The 13,810-nt window shown below is 51.7% G+C and carries 14 protein-coding genes and 1 pseudogene; 11 read left to right on the plus strand and 4 right to left on the minus strand.

Annotation, left to right across the window (positions count from 1 at the left end; all coding sequences use genetic code 11):
- Positions 1 to 103 precede the first annotated feature (103 nt).
- Positions 104 to 1,654 (plus strand): MDR family MFS transporter, encoded by a 1,551-nt coding sequence (locus ACKGJP_RS05310; protein ID WP_409344639.1) that lies wholly within the window; start codon positions 104 to 106, stop codon positions 1,652 to 1,654.
- A 253-nt stretch (positions 1,655 to 1,907) separates the two neighbouring features.
- On the opposite strand, the gene ACKGJP_RS05315 is transcribed toward ACKGJP_RS05310, so the two are convergent.
- Complete coding sequence (locus ACKGJP_RS05315; RefSeq protein ID WP_409344640.1) at positions 1,908 to 2,558, minus strand: DUF2306 domain-containing protein; 651 nt, start codon at positions 2,556 to 2,558, stop codon at positions 1,908 to 1,910.
- 349 nt (positions 2,559 to 2,907) lie between these two features.
- Here ACKGJP_RS05315 and ACKGJP_RS05320 point away from each other — a divergent pair, with 349 nt between their 5' ends.
- Positions 2,908 to 3,960: a hypothetical protein gene (locus tag ACKGJP_RS05320; RefSeq protein ID WP_409344641.1), complete on the plus strand. Its 1,053-nt coding sequence runs from the start codon at positions 2,908 to 2,910 to the stop codon at positions 3,958 to 3,960.
- 45 nt (positions 3,961 to 4,005) lie between these two features.
- Here the strand turns inward: ACKGJP_RS05320 and ACKGJP_RS05325 are convergent.
- Positions 4,006 to 4,326, minus strand: a pseudogene (locus tag ACKGJP_RS05325) (hypothetical protein); the annotation flags it as partial.
- 257 nt (positions 4,327 to 4,583) lie between these two features.
- Between ACKGJP_RS05325 and ACKGJP_RS05330 the strand changes: the two are divergent.
- From ACKGJP_RS05330 to ACKGJP_RS05345, 4 genes are all read left to right on the plus strand, one after another.
- Complete coding sequence (locus ACKGJP_RS05330; protein WP_409344642.1) at positions 4,584 to 5,036, plus strand: MarR family winged helix-turn-helix transcriptional regulator; 453 nt, start codon at positions 4,584 to 4,586, stop codon at positions 5,034 to 5,036.
- A gap of 120 nt (positions 5,037 to 5,156) precedes the next feature.
- Positions 5,157 to 5,972 (plus strand): SDR family oxidoreductase, encoded by an 816-nt coding sequence (locus ACKGJP_RS05335; protein WP_409344643.1) that lies wholly within the window; start codon positions 5,157 to 5,159, stop codon positions 5,970 to 5,972.
- An 82-nt stretch (positions 5,973 to 6,054) separates the two neighbouring features.
- A complete protein-coding gene (locus ACKGJP_RS05340) occupies positions 6,055 to 6,627 on the plus strand; it encodes a TetR/AcrR family transcriptional regulator (protein ID WP_409344644.1) in 573 nt (190 codons plus the stop codon).
- A 26-nt stretch (positions 6,628 to 6,653) separates the two neighbouring features.
- Entirely contained in the window at positions 6,654 to 7,343 is a 690-nt protein-coding gene (locus ACKGJP_RS05345) for an NAD-dependent epimerase/dehydratase family protein (protein WP_409344645.1), read from the plus strand.
- Between the two features lie 87 nt (positions 7,344 to 7,430).
- Here ACKGJP_RS05345 and ACKGJP_RS05350 read toward each other — a convergent pair whose 3' ends face one another.
- Together ACKGJP_RS05350 and ACKGJP_RS05355 are read right to left on the minus strand one after the other, a co-directional pair.
- Positions 7,431 to 8,225, minus strand: a complete 795-nt coding sequence (locus ACKGJP_RS05350) for a VOC family protein (RefSeq protein ID WP_409344646.1) — start codon at positions 8,223 to 8,225, stop codon at positions 7,431 to 7,433.
- A 261-nt stretch (positions 8,226 to 8,486) separates the two neighbouring features.
- On the minus strand, positions 8,487 to 9,005 hold the full coding sequence (locus ACKGJP_RS05355) for a GNAT family N-acetyltransferase (RefSeq protein ID WP_409344647.1): 519 nt from the start codon (positions 9,003 to 9,005) through the stop codon (positions 8,487 to 8,489).
- Between the two features lie 660 nt (positions 9,006 to 9,665).
- On the opposite strand from ACKGJP_RS05355, the gene ACKGJP_RS05360 reads away from it, so the two are divergent.
- The 5 genes from ACKGJP_RS05360 to ACKGJP_RS05380 all read left to right on the plus strand — a co-directional run bounded on the left by ACKGJP_RS05360 (position 9,666) and on the right by ACKGJP_RS05380 (position 13,681).
- Positions 9,666 to 9,995 carry a PadR family transcriptional regulator gene (locus ACKGJP_RS05360; protein WP_409344648.1) on the plus strand — a complete coding sequence of 110 codons (330 nt, stop codon included), beginning with the start codon at positions 9,666 to 9,668 and terminating at the stop codon, positions 9,993 to 9,995.
- A 14-nt stretch (positions 9,996 to 10,009) separates the two neighbouring features.
- Positions 10,010 to 10,876: a pentapeptide repeat-containing protein gene (locus ACKGJP_RS05365; protein ID WP_409344649.1), complete on the plus strand. Its 867-nt coding sequence runs from the start codon at positions 10,010 to 10,012 to the stop codon at positions 10,874 to 10,876.
- 12 nt (positions 10,877 to 10,888) lie between these two features.
- Positions 10,889 to 11,650 carry an ABC transporter ATP-binding protein gene (locus ACKGJP_RS05370; protein WP_409344650.1) on the plus strand — a complete coding sequence of 254 codons (762 nt, stop codon included), beginning with the start codon at positions 10,889 to 10,891 and terminating at the stop codon, positions 11,648 to 11,650.
- A complete protein-coding gene (locus ACKGJP_RS05375; protein ID WP_409344651.1) occupies positions 11,651 to 12,418 on the plus strand; it encodes an ABC transporter permease in 768 nt (255 codons plus the stop codon).
- Between the two features lie 204 nt (positions 12,419 to 12,622).
- Positions 12,623 to 13,681 (plus strand): NAD(P)/FAD-dependent oxidoreductase, encoded by a 1,059-nt coding sequence (locus ACKGJP_RS05380; RefSeq protein ID WP_409344652.1) that lies wholly within the window; start codon positions 12,623 to 12,625, stop codon positions 13,679 to 13,681.
- Positions 13,682 to 13,810 lie beyond the last annotated feature (129 nt).

The raw sequence follows: 13,810 nt of genomic DNA on the forward strand, positions 1-13,810 counted from the left end.
GTTATATTTTAAATTGCAGACAATTGTCCGCAACTAAAATATAACACATTCGACGGTTCATGTGCCTGTCAACTAAGGAAAAGCGAGCAGGAATTGCAGCGCCATGCAGAAGTTGAACGTGGGAGGAGTGAAAGAGATGGAGCAAACGGCAGTTGCCGGCAATCCCCAGCCGGAATTTCGCATGATCCGCTTGCTGGTCCCCCTGATCGCCCTTATATCGGGCTGCTTTATGGTGATTCTGGATACGACCGCCATGAACGTCGCCTTGTCGAAGCTGGTGGAAGAATTCCATGTGCAGCTTGCTACGCTAGAGTGGACGGTGACCGGGTACATGCTGGCGACCGCAGCCGTCATTCCTTTGGCCGGCTGGCTGTCCGACCGGTTCGGAGCCAAGAACGTATTCCTAACTTCCGTCATTTTGTTTACAATCGGCTCGGCGCTTTGCGCAACGCCGAACAGCGCCGAATGGCTCATCGTGTTTCGCATTATCCAGGGCCTCGGCGGCGGCTTCGTCATGCCGGTTGCGATGGCCTACGTTTATCGGCTGAGTCCGAGCAACAAGATCGGTATGGTCATGGGCATGCTCGGCATGCCGATTTTATTCGCGCCTGCGATCGGACCGATCGTATCCGGTTGGTTGGTGGAATACCATTCCTGGCGGTGGATTTTCCTGATCAATATTCCCGTCGGCATATTCAGCTTTATATTCGGGCTGTGGAGCTTGCCGAAGATCGCAAAGAACAAGGTCGCCGGCTTTGACCTTCCAGGCATGATTCTCGGGCCGATCGCGTTCGCGGCGCTATCTTACGGCGTAAGCGAAGGCGCGAGCAGCTGGACGTCCGGCAAAACGCTTGCGGGCCTTATTGGCGGAGGAGCCGCTCTGGTTGCGTTCATTATTGTTGAACTGCGGGCCAAAATCCCTCTTCTCGAGCTTCGCGTTTTCCGTTCGGCGGACTTCTCGTTCGCGATATTCGTGCAGTGGATTGTCCAGTTTTCCCTGTTCGGCGCTATTTTCCTAATGCCTCAATTTCTGCAGCAGGCTAGAGGCTTCGGAGCATTCGACACGGGGTTGACGTTGTTCCCGCAGGCGCTTGCATCGGCCTGCATGATGCCGATCGGCGGATTTCTGTTCGACCGGATCGGCGTACGGTGGCTGGTCGTGATCGGTTTAAGCCTCGTATCCGGGGCGATCTACCAGTACACGTTCGTGGATATGACGACGGAGGGCAAAGATCTGCTGCTCCCGCTCATTATGGCGGGCAGCGGGATGGGGCTCATGATGATGCCGCTGAACTCGCATTTGATCACGAAGGCGCCGAGAGAGCTGGTAAGCCGGGTCACTTCCTTGACCAATGCTTTGCAGCAGGTGATCAGCTCGCTTGCCGTGGCGACGGTCGTGACCATCCTGACATCGCGGCTCAAAACTCTTGCCGAAAGCAATCCTGCAGCGCAAGGGGGGAACGAGGCGGATACGATGAAGGCGATGCTGTCTTTGGCGCCGAAGGCATTCGATTATACGTTTAGCGTCATGTTTGCCGTCGCCTTATGCGGGATCGTGCTCGGATTGCTGCTTAGACGCGGCGCGAAGCCTTCGGATGACGGCGCCGAGAATACGAAAGCGGAGCGTGCGGTCGAAGGGCTCCATATGGGTTGAACGACGAGCTTTCGTTTCGTTTTGAGAGGGGCGAGGGTCGGCACAGAAGTAATGTTGAATGGACAAGATGAAGCCTCCAGCCCGCTCCGATAGGGGCGGTTTTGGAGGCTTCATTTTGCGTTTCGGGGACCGGTTCTTGCCGCTCCTTTTTGTTTACGGAGAGAATGATGATTCATATAGGTAAGAGGAAAAGCGGGTGTGGTTCGGGAGGATCGGAAGCCCGTAGCAACTTTTTCTAATTGCGACGGCCTGGTTACGATCTTGCGGCGGCGGCATTCCTTCTGCCGATCAGCCGTTCCGCAATCAATAAATTCGGTATCCAGGCAATCCAGGCGATGACGGCAAAAGTATCGTTCGTATCGGTTAGCCCGAAGAGTACCGCTGCCAGCGGAATATAGAGCCGAAGCGAGATTGCCGCACAGGAGAGGGCGTAATTGCGTACCATCCAGCGGCCGTGCTCCCTCGGATCGCGATCGACGAGGATGCTTTTGAGACTGCGATAGAGGGTGTATAGCCACAAGACCGACAGCGAGCCGAAGCCGGCTTGCGCGATCCAGCCTCCGTTTGCATAGAAAGCCAGGTATAGGCCGGTCATGCCTCCGATCGCGATCATGACGGCATATACGCAGCCGATCGCACGGTGAACGCCGGGCATTCGAAGGCGAAGCCTCTTCATAAATTGAAACCAGCCGACAGCGAGGGCAACCCCCGCCGAAACCGCATGCGCGAACAAGACGTTGTACCATAGTTCCGGAAGAGCGCCCTTTTCGGATACGAACATCCGCTGCCGAAGCCCCTCGGGCGTTCCGTACAGCACCAAGGCGTATGCGCCGATCGCTAAAGCCAAAAAAGCCAAAACGCCGAATCCCCATCCGCGAAACGCTCTTTTTCTCACATTCATCATCGATTCCTCGCAGTCCATAAAGTAGATAATCGCATTTTATCACCCGGATGTTCCCTCTTTGAACCGTCCTGCGAAGGGCAGCCGATCCGTCGGAAGTCGGAGATTTTCGCATGTCGGAAGGTGGAACAGCAGGTTGCAAGCGGCGAAAAATAAAGCCTTTTCGAGATTAGCAGCCCGGTACTGCGATCAGATCCCGCGGGCAGACGGTTGCTGTTTATACATTCGTGCACATCATGCGACGGTGGGGCTAGCGTGTAAGAAAAAGGAAGATAATATGGAACTTATTGACATAAGAACGCGTGTTCTGTATGATTGATGGTATCGAAACGCATTGTCCGGAGGGAAGAAGATGACGAAGAACGAAACCTGCAATCGCACTTTTGGTCCGAACCGATTGGCTTGGAGTTTGTGGGATGACCTGGTGCACTTTGATTTAGGCGAATCAGGCGCTACCCCGCAAATATGGCGTGACCGAGAGGCGCTTTATTTGGAAAAGGCTTCTTCTGCCGTATTTCTTCGTCATGACGTATCTTTCGATTGTTTCCGTCTTCAGGCCGAGGTCGCCATTCCCGGGCATGCAGGGTTTATAGGACTTGTCTTCGGAGCCCGGGATTCCTCGAACTTTGAGCTGGCGTACCTTGCTCCCGAAGAAATTCAATATGACCCGGTCATGAACGGCTCGATGACTTGGCAGGTCTATAACGGCCCGTCCTACCAGAAGCCTTTGCCGAATACGACCGGAGTCTGGAGGACATTGGCTGTGGAAGTCCAACCGTCCGGCGCAGCGGTTTACTTGGATGACGATCCGGAGCCGCAGCTCGTCGTTTCCAACCTTCAGCATGGAGGAGCCGCGGGACAAATCGGCTTTTGGAACTTTTTGCCGTGCTACATACGCAATCTATCCGTGACAGAAATTCAACCGTCGCCAATCGTACGAACAAATAGGGAATTTCATCGGCTGCTTTCGGAAACCTTCGTAATGGAATGGATGGTTTCTGAGCCTTATCATAAGAACGGACATTCCGTTGTCTTGCCCGGCCGGACCAAAGCATATGTGGAGGAGAACGGAACCCTGAACATAAACAGAATGTACTCGGCCGAACAAGGAGCTACGGTACAAGCTTTTAGCGCGTTTTCTATTTCCGAGGAGAAAGAAACCTTGGTAACGTTCGGCTTCAGCGACCAGCTTCGTTTATGGGTCAATGAAGAAGAGGTGTACGAAGGGAAGTGGGGTTGGAGTCCGCCGGCGGGGGACGGCAGAATTCGTCCCGACTTTGCAGGCGTTCCTATTCGCTGGAGAGCCGGTTTGAACACGATTCGAGCTGAAATAACGAATCACGAAGGTTTTGGCTGGGGGTTAAGCCTCAGAACGGGGCTGTCCGGCGTTCAATTTTCGGAATAGCTGAAGGCGTTCAAGGGAGGCCGCGCTACGCGTATACATTTGAGGGAACGTCTCCCGATTCAGCGCATAGCTGAACTTTTCACGATCCATATCTTTGATATGGCTCTGAAAGCCGTCACATTCCAGTCCGAAGCGGCCAAACGGTGGAAGAAAAGCAAGGTCGAGAAATTGCGATTTGCGGTTCCAATCGTAGATTTCATACTCCGGGTGCAAATGATCGAAATTACCGAATAGCGGCCACCAGACATGCTGGAGAAGCAGCTTTTCGGCATAGTTGTGTCCCCTAAGCAATCGACCTTTCCGCTCCCCGCTTCTAAGAGCAAGATGACGTTCGAGAAACAATTGATGCGCGCTCTCAAAATCCATGAATACCCTCCTTTCTAAATAAAAAAAGAACATCCCCTATGCCATCATCCGGCTAAAAGGACGTTCTTCGTCTGATGAAAATTATACCGCATGCAGTGTTTGTTTGGAAGATCCGTCAGGCTGTAAAACGCCGTACGGATGGGTATGCGCGAAAAGCCGAATTAGAGTAAACCTATCTGCATCGTGCCGCAGTTGACAATCTTAACATTCTGCGATATTTTGTAGTTAAACATTTAATTAATTGGAGCCGAAGCCTCATGACAACCATTCAGCAGTACGTGACGCAGCATTCGCTTGAAGTGCAAACCTTTTTTGCCATGGTGGATACGACGGCCCGGATGATCGGCTACTCCGAAAAATATTGGTTTTCCAAAGGCTTGAACGGGGCGCGGATCCGGCTGCTTGTCGAGATCGCGAAGGAAGGCGGCTCGATTCTGCCGTCTGCGCTGGCAAGCCGGATCGGTGTGACGCGAGCCAACATCAGCGTACTGCTCGTTCCGCTCGAGGAGCAGGGATATATTCGAGTTTCTAGCCATCCGGAAGACGGTCGCAAACGGAGGATCGTACTGACGCCGGAAGGGGAAAGCCTGCTCTGGGATGTGCTTCCCGGTAACCGCGACGTGATAGCCGAGAAGATGAAGGTGCTTGACGACGCGGAAATGAGGCAGCTGTTGGCGTTGTTTAAGAAGATGACGGAAGGAACGAATTGAATCGTTCACTTCCGCTTCCTTCCGAGTTCTACCGCGTCCTACTCGCCCTTCCCTTTCTCTCTTTTTCGACAAAAAGTTAAATATTTAACTAAAATCAAAAATACGAGAGGGTGTAACCAAATGAAAATAGCAATAACCGGAGCTACAGGGAAGCTGGGCAGACTCGTAGTACGGCAGCTCTTGTATCGAACACCGCCGCATAACATTGCAGTCAGCGTCCGGAGGCCCGAAGCGGCCCGGCGTTTGGCCGAACAAGGAGTTGCGGTAAGGTATGGCGACTATGACGACCCCGGATCGCTTGAGAAATCGTTCGCCGGCGCACAAAAGTTGCTGCTGATCTCTTCCTCGCATCCCGATGACACCGTCCGCTTCCGACAGCATACTGCAGCTATCGATGCCGCGCGGCGAGCAGGGGTAGCGCACATCGCGTATACAAGCATCGCTTTTGCAGAGAAGGGCAGACTGCCGCTGCATCGCCTCCATCTGAAAACAGAGCTGGCTATTCGCGAATCGGGCATCCCGTATACGATTTTGCGAAACGCTTATTACATGGATGTTATTCACTTCCTCCGTGTCCGGGAGGCGCTCGCCAGCGGCGTTTTGCTTAGCCCGCCCGGAGAGTGGGCGTTCAATACGGCATCCCGAGAGGATTTGGGCGAGGCAGCCGCTGCTGTGCTCACGGAAGAAGGACACGGGAACCGCGTCTACGAATTGACGTCGCCTCGTACCTGGAACTTGGATGAGCTCGCTCGCGCGCTTAGCGCCGCGTCGGGTCGCCGCGTCATTCACCGTTCGGATCCGGCAGCGGTAAACGAAATATTCAAGCTGCTGCCTTGCTCCGACATGAAGAGCGTTTCTCCCGACCTTGAGAGGCTTATCGGACACTCTCCCCGTACGGTGGAGGAGGAGGTACGGCTTATGATCGAGCCACACTAAATCGTCCGGTAGTCGGCATACGGTATTATTGCAAGCCGTCATCATTTTGACATTTAATCGAACGATCGTTTATTATAGGGCCATGAGACACAAAGACACGAATAAAAGCGAAGCCATCCATCAAGCCACGATCGAGCTTCTGAACGAAATCGGCTTTTCCGACATCTCGATGTCCAAAATAGCCAAAAGAGCGAACGTATCCTCTTCGACGATCTACGTATATTTTGAGAACAAGGAAGATATGCTGGGCAAGCTGTACGTGAACGTCAAAAGGAAAATGAGCCTGCAAATGCTTCAGGACGTTGACGAAACGACCCCGGTACAAGCCGGATTCGAATTGCTCATGCGAAACTTGGTTGCGTTTATTGTAGACAACAAGGATTATTTTTTGTTTCTGGAGCAGTTCACCAACTCGCCGCTGATCGAGAAATTACGTTTGGAAGAGGGCGCCGAGTTGTTCAAGCCGGTTTTCGATCTCATCGAGCGGGGCAAAAAAGAAAACGTGCTGAAACAAGCGGACACCGCTCTGCTGTTGATGTATGGCTATTTTCCGGTTGCCCAGCTGGCGAAGGAGCACTTTAAAGGGAAGCTTTCCTTCCATCCGGACACCATCAACAAAATGATCGAAATGAGCTGGGATGCTGTCAAAGCATGATCAGCCTAAGAAAGCAGGGATCGCGCATGCAAAAGCAAGTGAATCCGCTAAAACGCGGAATCCGGGTTTTGATTACAGGTGTAACCGGTATGGTGGGAGAGGGCGTACTGCACGAGTGTCTTTTGCATCCGGAGGTCGAACAGGTGTTGGTCGTGAACCGGAGACCATGCGGCGTAAAGCATCCCAAGCTAACTGAAATTTTGCATGCCGATTTCCTTGATCTGACGAGCATTGCGGACCAGTTGCAGCCTTATGACGCTTGCTTTTTTTGTCTGGGCGTTTCGTCGGTCGGCTTGAAGGAGGAGGAGTACTCGCGGCTTACGTATGATCTCACCTTGCACATGGCGAAGCTGCTATCGGACCGGAACCCGAACATGGTCTTCTGTTACGTATCCGGAATCGGGACGGACAGCACGGAGCAGGGAAAGAGCATGTGGGCGAGAGTCAAGGGCAGGACGGAAAACCATCTCATGCAGCTGCCCTTTAAGAAAGCGCATATGTTCAGACCGGGCTACATTCATCCGACAAAAGGGCTAAAGCATACACATAAGTATTACACCGCGTTATCGTGGCTGTACCCGGTTTTGCGCCGGCTTCTGCCCCGATATACCGTTTCGCTCAAAGAGTTGGGGCTCGCGATGATTCATACGGCAACCCAAGGCTATGACCGATCCATCGTAGAACCGAAGGATATCGTCAAGCTTGCGGAAGGTTAAGCACAAGGAAGCACGAGAAAGAAACGTAAAGTCCGCCTTCGGCGTATGCCGCTAGGCGGATTTTTTTTGCGAGTGTCCGGGCTGGGATTAGATCGAGAAGGGAAGGTTCAAGCGGGGAAGCAGCTCGGGATCAAACGTGGAAAGGGTCAATCGCAGGATATAACCGTCTTTTACGATGCAAAGACCCGTATCGGTTTCGCTGAAGCTGCAGCTGCTGTCTTTCTGCAATAACGATTTGACCTTCTCTATCGGACGGGGGGAGGATACGCCCAAGGTTACTTCCATTTTTGGCGGCAGGGCGAGCATCGCTATCGGAATCCATTTTCTTTGCTTCGAGACGACGACGGCATGCGCGGTTCCTCCGATCGCAAACGTAAAGGTTTCGGATACTTTATCCATTTTCATGCCGAATAGCTGCTGCAGCCAATCCCGGAACAACGGGACGCTTTCGACGGGAAAGCCGATTTCGCGAAGGTATAGGAGATGATAGGGCCCGCTGGGCTCGAGTATGTTTTCTTGGATATAGGGATGCGCGATCAGTTCCAGCAGGTTACCGTCGCAATCGCGAAAGTAGACGTTTTTTCCCGTTTCGAAGGAGTCGATTTCCCGGCCGTCGCTCCAGGCTTGAAGTAGAATGCCGTTATGCCGAAGCATCTCAATGGCAAGATCGAATTTGGAGTAGGGAACCTCGAACGCAAAATGAGCGGGTGCGACGGGTTCGTACACTTCCCTAAACGTCAATGTAACATGCGGGGTAGGCTGAAAACGAATTCGGTCATGCGACTCGTGCACGATTGGAAACTGCAGCCGCTCATGGTAAAACCGCTTCACGCTCGGAATCGATACCGTCTGCAGCTGCAGGTCGGCAAAATGAGTAATCAAAGCGGCTCACTTCCTTTAAGGATTTTTCTTTTATTAAACTTAATATACAACAATATATGTAAAGTAGCTATGGTTTTATTCTATTCACGTGTAAGGCTTCAATATAGCGGTCTTACTGGGTGTAAGTGCAGAACACCCTGCTTGTCGCCGCCGGTATTTCCTCAGTGCTGCCCGGAAGGTACGAGTAAGCCTGATCAAGCGATCAGGCTTGCCGAGATGGGGGCGATTTCTTTTGTACGGAAGGGATGCGCATGGGAGCGGTCAGCGAACTTTGCATTCGTAAAATGCAGTGGGATACTTGCCATAAAGCAATTGCTCCCTTACTCTTACGAATCCGTTGCGCTCATAAAAATCGCATAATTTAGGACGATCGGCAGCACAATCCAGTCGTACATAGCTCTTGCCGAGTGTTATCGCCAACCGCTTAGCACACTCAATCATTTCTTGAGAACATCCGTTTTTTGCGTATTGCCTCTTAACAGCCAGTTTGTGTAAGAACAAAGATTCATTAGCGGCTATGTCGGACCACATAGGGTCTTCTTCTTGAAGAATCATGGTAGCCGCTGCTTGATCTTCCAAGCGACCGATATAGACGTTACCGATGCCATAACGCTTTAAGAGTCCGGCAACCGAGTACTGGTTCTCGCTCCACATTTCTTGGTCGATCTTCTTTAGCCATATCGCGGCCTCTTCAAGAATGGTTGAAGCTTGCTCAATCTCCTGTTCCATCGCTTTCGAGATTTGGAGCAGGTTGCCTTTGCGTGGATTCGGATCGGCCATAGATACCTCCGTAAGGTTTTTCAACATTTTAGCATAAACCGTATCCACTTACTTCCCGATCTAATGACGCCATTTCAATAGATAAATTTCCGATGCTATTGCTTTCCTCATTTAGCTTTTTCCAAATATCTTCTTCATATAGGCTACCGATACCGGTTTCGATAATGGATAGCCGGGTATCTAATGATGCCTCCAGTGATTAGAGTTTAATCCATATACCGCCACAACCGCCATCGGCGGCCGTCACAGCCCTCAACTCCGCGTCTGACGCGACTCTTGCTTTTTACTCTTCCCCCGTCGCAATCGGATTCTCGCTATACGTGATCCAATCGCTCCAGCTTCTTACTCCTCCACGAACCCCTTTACTCGGATAGTTCCGAAACAAAAAAGTGGGGATTCCAACCAACGCGGCGGGAATGCCTCAGAGGATATGCCAGCATACATGTGCAACGACCTCCCTTGCCTACGCTTGGAAGCAATCGGGGAGCAAGAAGCCCGTGGGCGACGGGGCTAACAAAACAATACGGTTGGAGCCAAGGCTGGGTATTCACCTGTGGCTGGATCAAGCCATATCATGTTTTTCAAACAAAGTATTAAATTTAAAATAGTACCTTGACTATCACAGTACTATATCGTATTATACAAATGCGGGGTGATTATATGAGCGAGAACAAAATTACATCCGACCTGCTGCGCGGACATACCGATACGATGATTTTACGGCTCTTATCCGAAGCTGACCGCTACGGGTACGAAATTGTCAAACTGATTGCCGAGCGCTCGGATGGTGAGTATGAATTAAAGGAAGCCACGATGTACTCCAGCGTCCGCCGGCTTGAGGTGGACGGTGATATCGAGTGGTATTGGGGCGATGAATCTCAAGGCGGACGTCGTAAATATTTTAGGATTACCGAAAAGGGTAAGTCGACTTACGACCGCAACAAAAGCAACTGGGAGTACGCAAAGCGCGTGCTTGAAAACTTATTATAAGGAGTGTTGAGGTTATGAATGAGAAACTGACCAACTATTTGAACGGTGTTTTCGCACCATACGATGGGGTAAAAAGCGTCATCGAATTAAAGGCCGACCTGCTTTCCGATTTGCAGGAGCGGTTCCGCGAACTCAAAGCCGAGGGCAAGGACGACGAAACCGCTTTTGAGATGACCATTGACAGCATCGGCGACATTGAGCAGACGGTACAGGAGGTCGCTAACCTCTCCCGCTCGCTGGAGCGGCAGGTGGTGACGAACTTTAGCGCGAGTAACCTGCCTAAGAGCGACTTTGTGGGCGTTATCGCGCATAAAGGAAAATTTACGGGGAGCGCGTTGCGAGGTTCCGACTTCACGAACGCGGACTTGACCGGCAGCTCGTTTGCGAGCAGCGACGTGCGTGATGCCAATTTTGACGGCGCAAACCTAACCGACTGCAACCTATCCGTCCTTGACCTTTCGCATGCGAGCTTCAATAAATCAATCCTTGTACGCACTAACTTCAGCAAGTCGGGACTGGACGGAGCAAAATTCACAGGTGTAAAACTGACCGACGTCACGCTCTCCATGACCGACCTCAGAAAAACAATCTTTGAAAACTGTATCTTTGACGGCGTGGAGTTCAAATCTTCCGATCTGGGAGGGCTGTGTTTTGACGGGCAAACTTTTATCGGCGTTAAGTTTGACAAGTCGGCATTAAACGAAGTTTCGTTTAGGGGCGCTACACTCAAGAATGTGTCTTTTCAGGCGTATTTTTCGTTGACCAATAAGTATTACCGTTCCATCAAAACCATCTGCTTTGACGGCGCAGTCATGGATAAGCTGACCTATGCTGCGCTTAAAGGCATAGGGGCCGATTTGTCCAAGGTTACTGTTCGATAAGGAGGGGAAGTTATGCAGAAAAATTCGATTCAAGTCATTGGACTGCAAAAGTCCTACAAGCAGCTGCAAGTCCTAAAGGGCGTAGATTTCGAGGTGGAAAAGGGCAGTATTTTCGCCCTGCTCGGCTCCAACGGGGCGGGCAAGACAACGGTTGTCAAAATCCTCACCACGCTGCTCAAACAAGATAGCGGAACCGTCACCGTAAACGGATTCGATGTTGCGTCAAAACCCGAGAATGTGCGGCAGGCGATCAGTCTGACCGGGCAATTTGCCGCCGTGGACGAAATTTTGACCGGACGGGAAAATCTCATCATGATCGCCAAGCTGCGATACCTCAAAAATCCGCGTCAGGTTGCGGACGACTTGCTTATACGCTTCCGCCTCACAGACGCCGCCGACCGCAGGGTGTCTACTTATTCGGGCGGTATGCGCCGCAGGCTCGACATCGCCTTGAGCCTTGTGGGAAAACCGCAGATCATTTTCCTTGACGAGCCGACTACCGGGCTTGACCCCGAGTCGCGAATCGAGGTTTGGAAGATTGTCAAGGAGCTTGCCGACGGCGGCACTACAGTACTTCTAACCACGCAGTATTTGGAGGAGGCCGAGCAGCTTGCCGACCGAATTGCCATTCTGCATGAGGGTAGGATTATCGCCAGCGGCACGCTATCGGAGCTAAAAATGCTGTTCCCATCCAAAAAGGTGGAGTATGTTGAAAAACAGCCGACATTAGAGGAGATATTCCTCGCAATCGTCGGCAAAAAGGAGGGCGCGTAAATGGAGACGGCAAAAAGTCACTTTTTCAGCGATATGGGCGTTATGCTTGGACGTTCCATGCGCCATATTGTCCGCAGCATGGACACCATCGTCACTGTCACCATCATGCCGATCGCGATGATGTTGCTGTTCGTCTATGTGTTCGGCGGTGCCATTCAAACCGGAACGGATAACTATGTGAATTACCTGTTGCCCGGTATACTACTGATTGCTATTGCTAGCGGTGTATCCTACACGGCTTTCCGCTTGTTTACGGATGTGCAACGGGGCATATTCGAGCGGTTTCACACCATGCCGATTTCACGTTCCACCTTACTGTGGGGGCATGTGCTGACCTCGCTGGTATCCAACGCCATATCGGTTCTCGTCATCATTCTCGTATCGTTGATTATGGGCTTTCGTTCGCCGGCGGGGATATTGTCATGGCTTGCAGTAGCCGGCATACTCGCGCTGTTTACGCTAGCATTAACTTGGGTCGCAGCAATTGCCGGACTGACCGCAAAAACGGTGGATGGCGCAAGCGCCTTTTCCTACCCGATTATCTTCCTGCCGTTTATCAGCTCGGCTTTTGTGCCGACCGAGTCGATGCCGTCGGTCGTTAGAGCCTTTGCCGAAAACCAGCCGGTAACCTCGATCGTGGAAGCCATCCGTGCGTTACTGTCAGGTCAACCGGTGGGCAATGATATATGGGTCGCTCTTGCGTGGTGCGTCGGGATTTTGTTCGTAGCCTATTTCTTTGCAATGAGGGTGTATAAAAATCGGGTGTGATTATATCCTTTACAAACAAGAAACAAGAGACCCAAAATGGCTCGTGAGGCTATGGCTTCGCGGGCTGTTTTCTTTGTTGTCGTCCCCCGTAGCAATCGGATTGTCCGGTTACGAAATCCAATCGCTCCAGCTGTCCTCATATGTTATGACGTCGGATTATTATGATGCCTATGCTACAATAAGGTGACAAAGGGGGAGACATTATTGAGTAAACAAAAAATCGTGATTATTGGCGCAGGAATTGTCGGGGCGTCCGTGGCCTATCATCTGGCCAAACGAAATCAAGATGTAACCGTTATTGAACGACACCCCGCCGCGGCGCGTGAAGTCACGGAAAAATCGTTTGCCTGGATACATACGACGCATAGGGTGGCTCCCGAATACTGGCATTTGTACGATGCGGCTTGTGAAGAATATCATGCGCTTCAGCAAAATTTGTCCGAACTGCAAATTCATTGGCACGGGGCGCTGACTTGGGACAATCCGCCCCTAAGGGAGCAACTCCGTTTTCAAAAATTAAACCGGGAGCAGCTTGAGGCATTGGAACCGAATCTGAAGGAATATCCGGATGAAGCGATGTTTGTCAGCGAAGAAGGTGCGGTGGACCCGATAGGGTTAACGGATCTGTTGTTGAGCAAAGCGCAGGAGTACGGAGCAAAGGTTCAGTTCGGTACCAACGTTACACAGCTGCAGCAAGAAGATTCCTGCCTGGTCGGCGTCCACACGTCCAAGGGTTTTCTGGAGTCGGATGTCGTGGTATTGGCCGCAGGTACAGGCATACCCGAACTTTGCAACCCGTTAGGTTGTCCCGTGCCGGTAACGCCGTCGCCTTCCATTCTGATTCGGATGAAAACTGCGAATAAGCTGATACGCACATTAATCTCAAATGCGCAATTTGAAGCGCGTCAACTGACGGATCAAACGCTGCTGGCTGCGGAAGATTATATCGACGAGTCGGAAGAAAATGGGCCAGAGGCGGTCGGCAAGCGAGCGTTCGAGACGTTGCGTCGCAGTCTGAAGGGCGGGAATCAATTGGAACTGGAAAGCATCCAGGTCGGGATGAGACCAATGCCTGAAGACGGCTATCCGATCGTGGGCTTCCATGATCACATAAAGGGACTTTATCTGACAGTGATGCATTCTGCAATTACGCTGGCGCCGCTGATTGCGCGTCTGGCTGCAAGTGAAATAATCAATCGGGAATCAAGAAGCGAATTAGTCCCTTGTCGACTCTCCCGTTTTAAGGACACACACGAGGGATGACCCCGCTGTTTCTCGCGCGTGAGGTTGTGAATCAAGTGGAATCGCATGCACGTGCAAATTGACCTCGATACTCCTGGACACAAAGCAAAGGAGTACATCGTCACATGAGCGACGACGTACTCCGTGTTA

The organism is Paenibacillus litoralis, assembly GCF_046244365.1.
Lineage (GTDB): Bacteria > Bacillota > Bacilli > Paenibacillales > NBRC-103111 > Paenibacillus_V.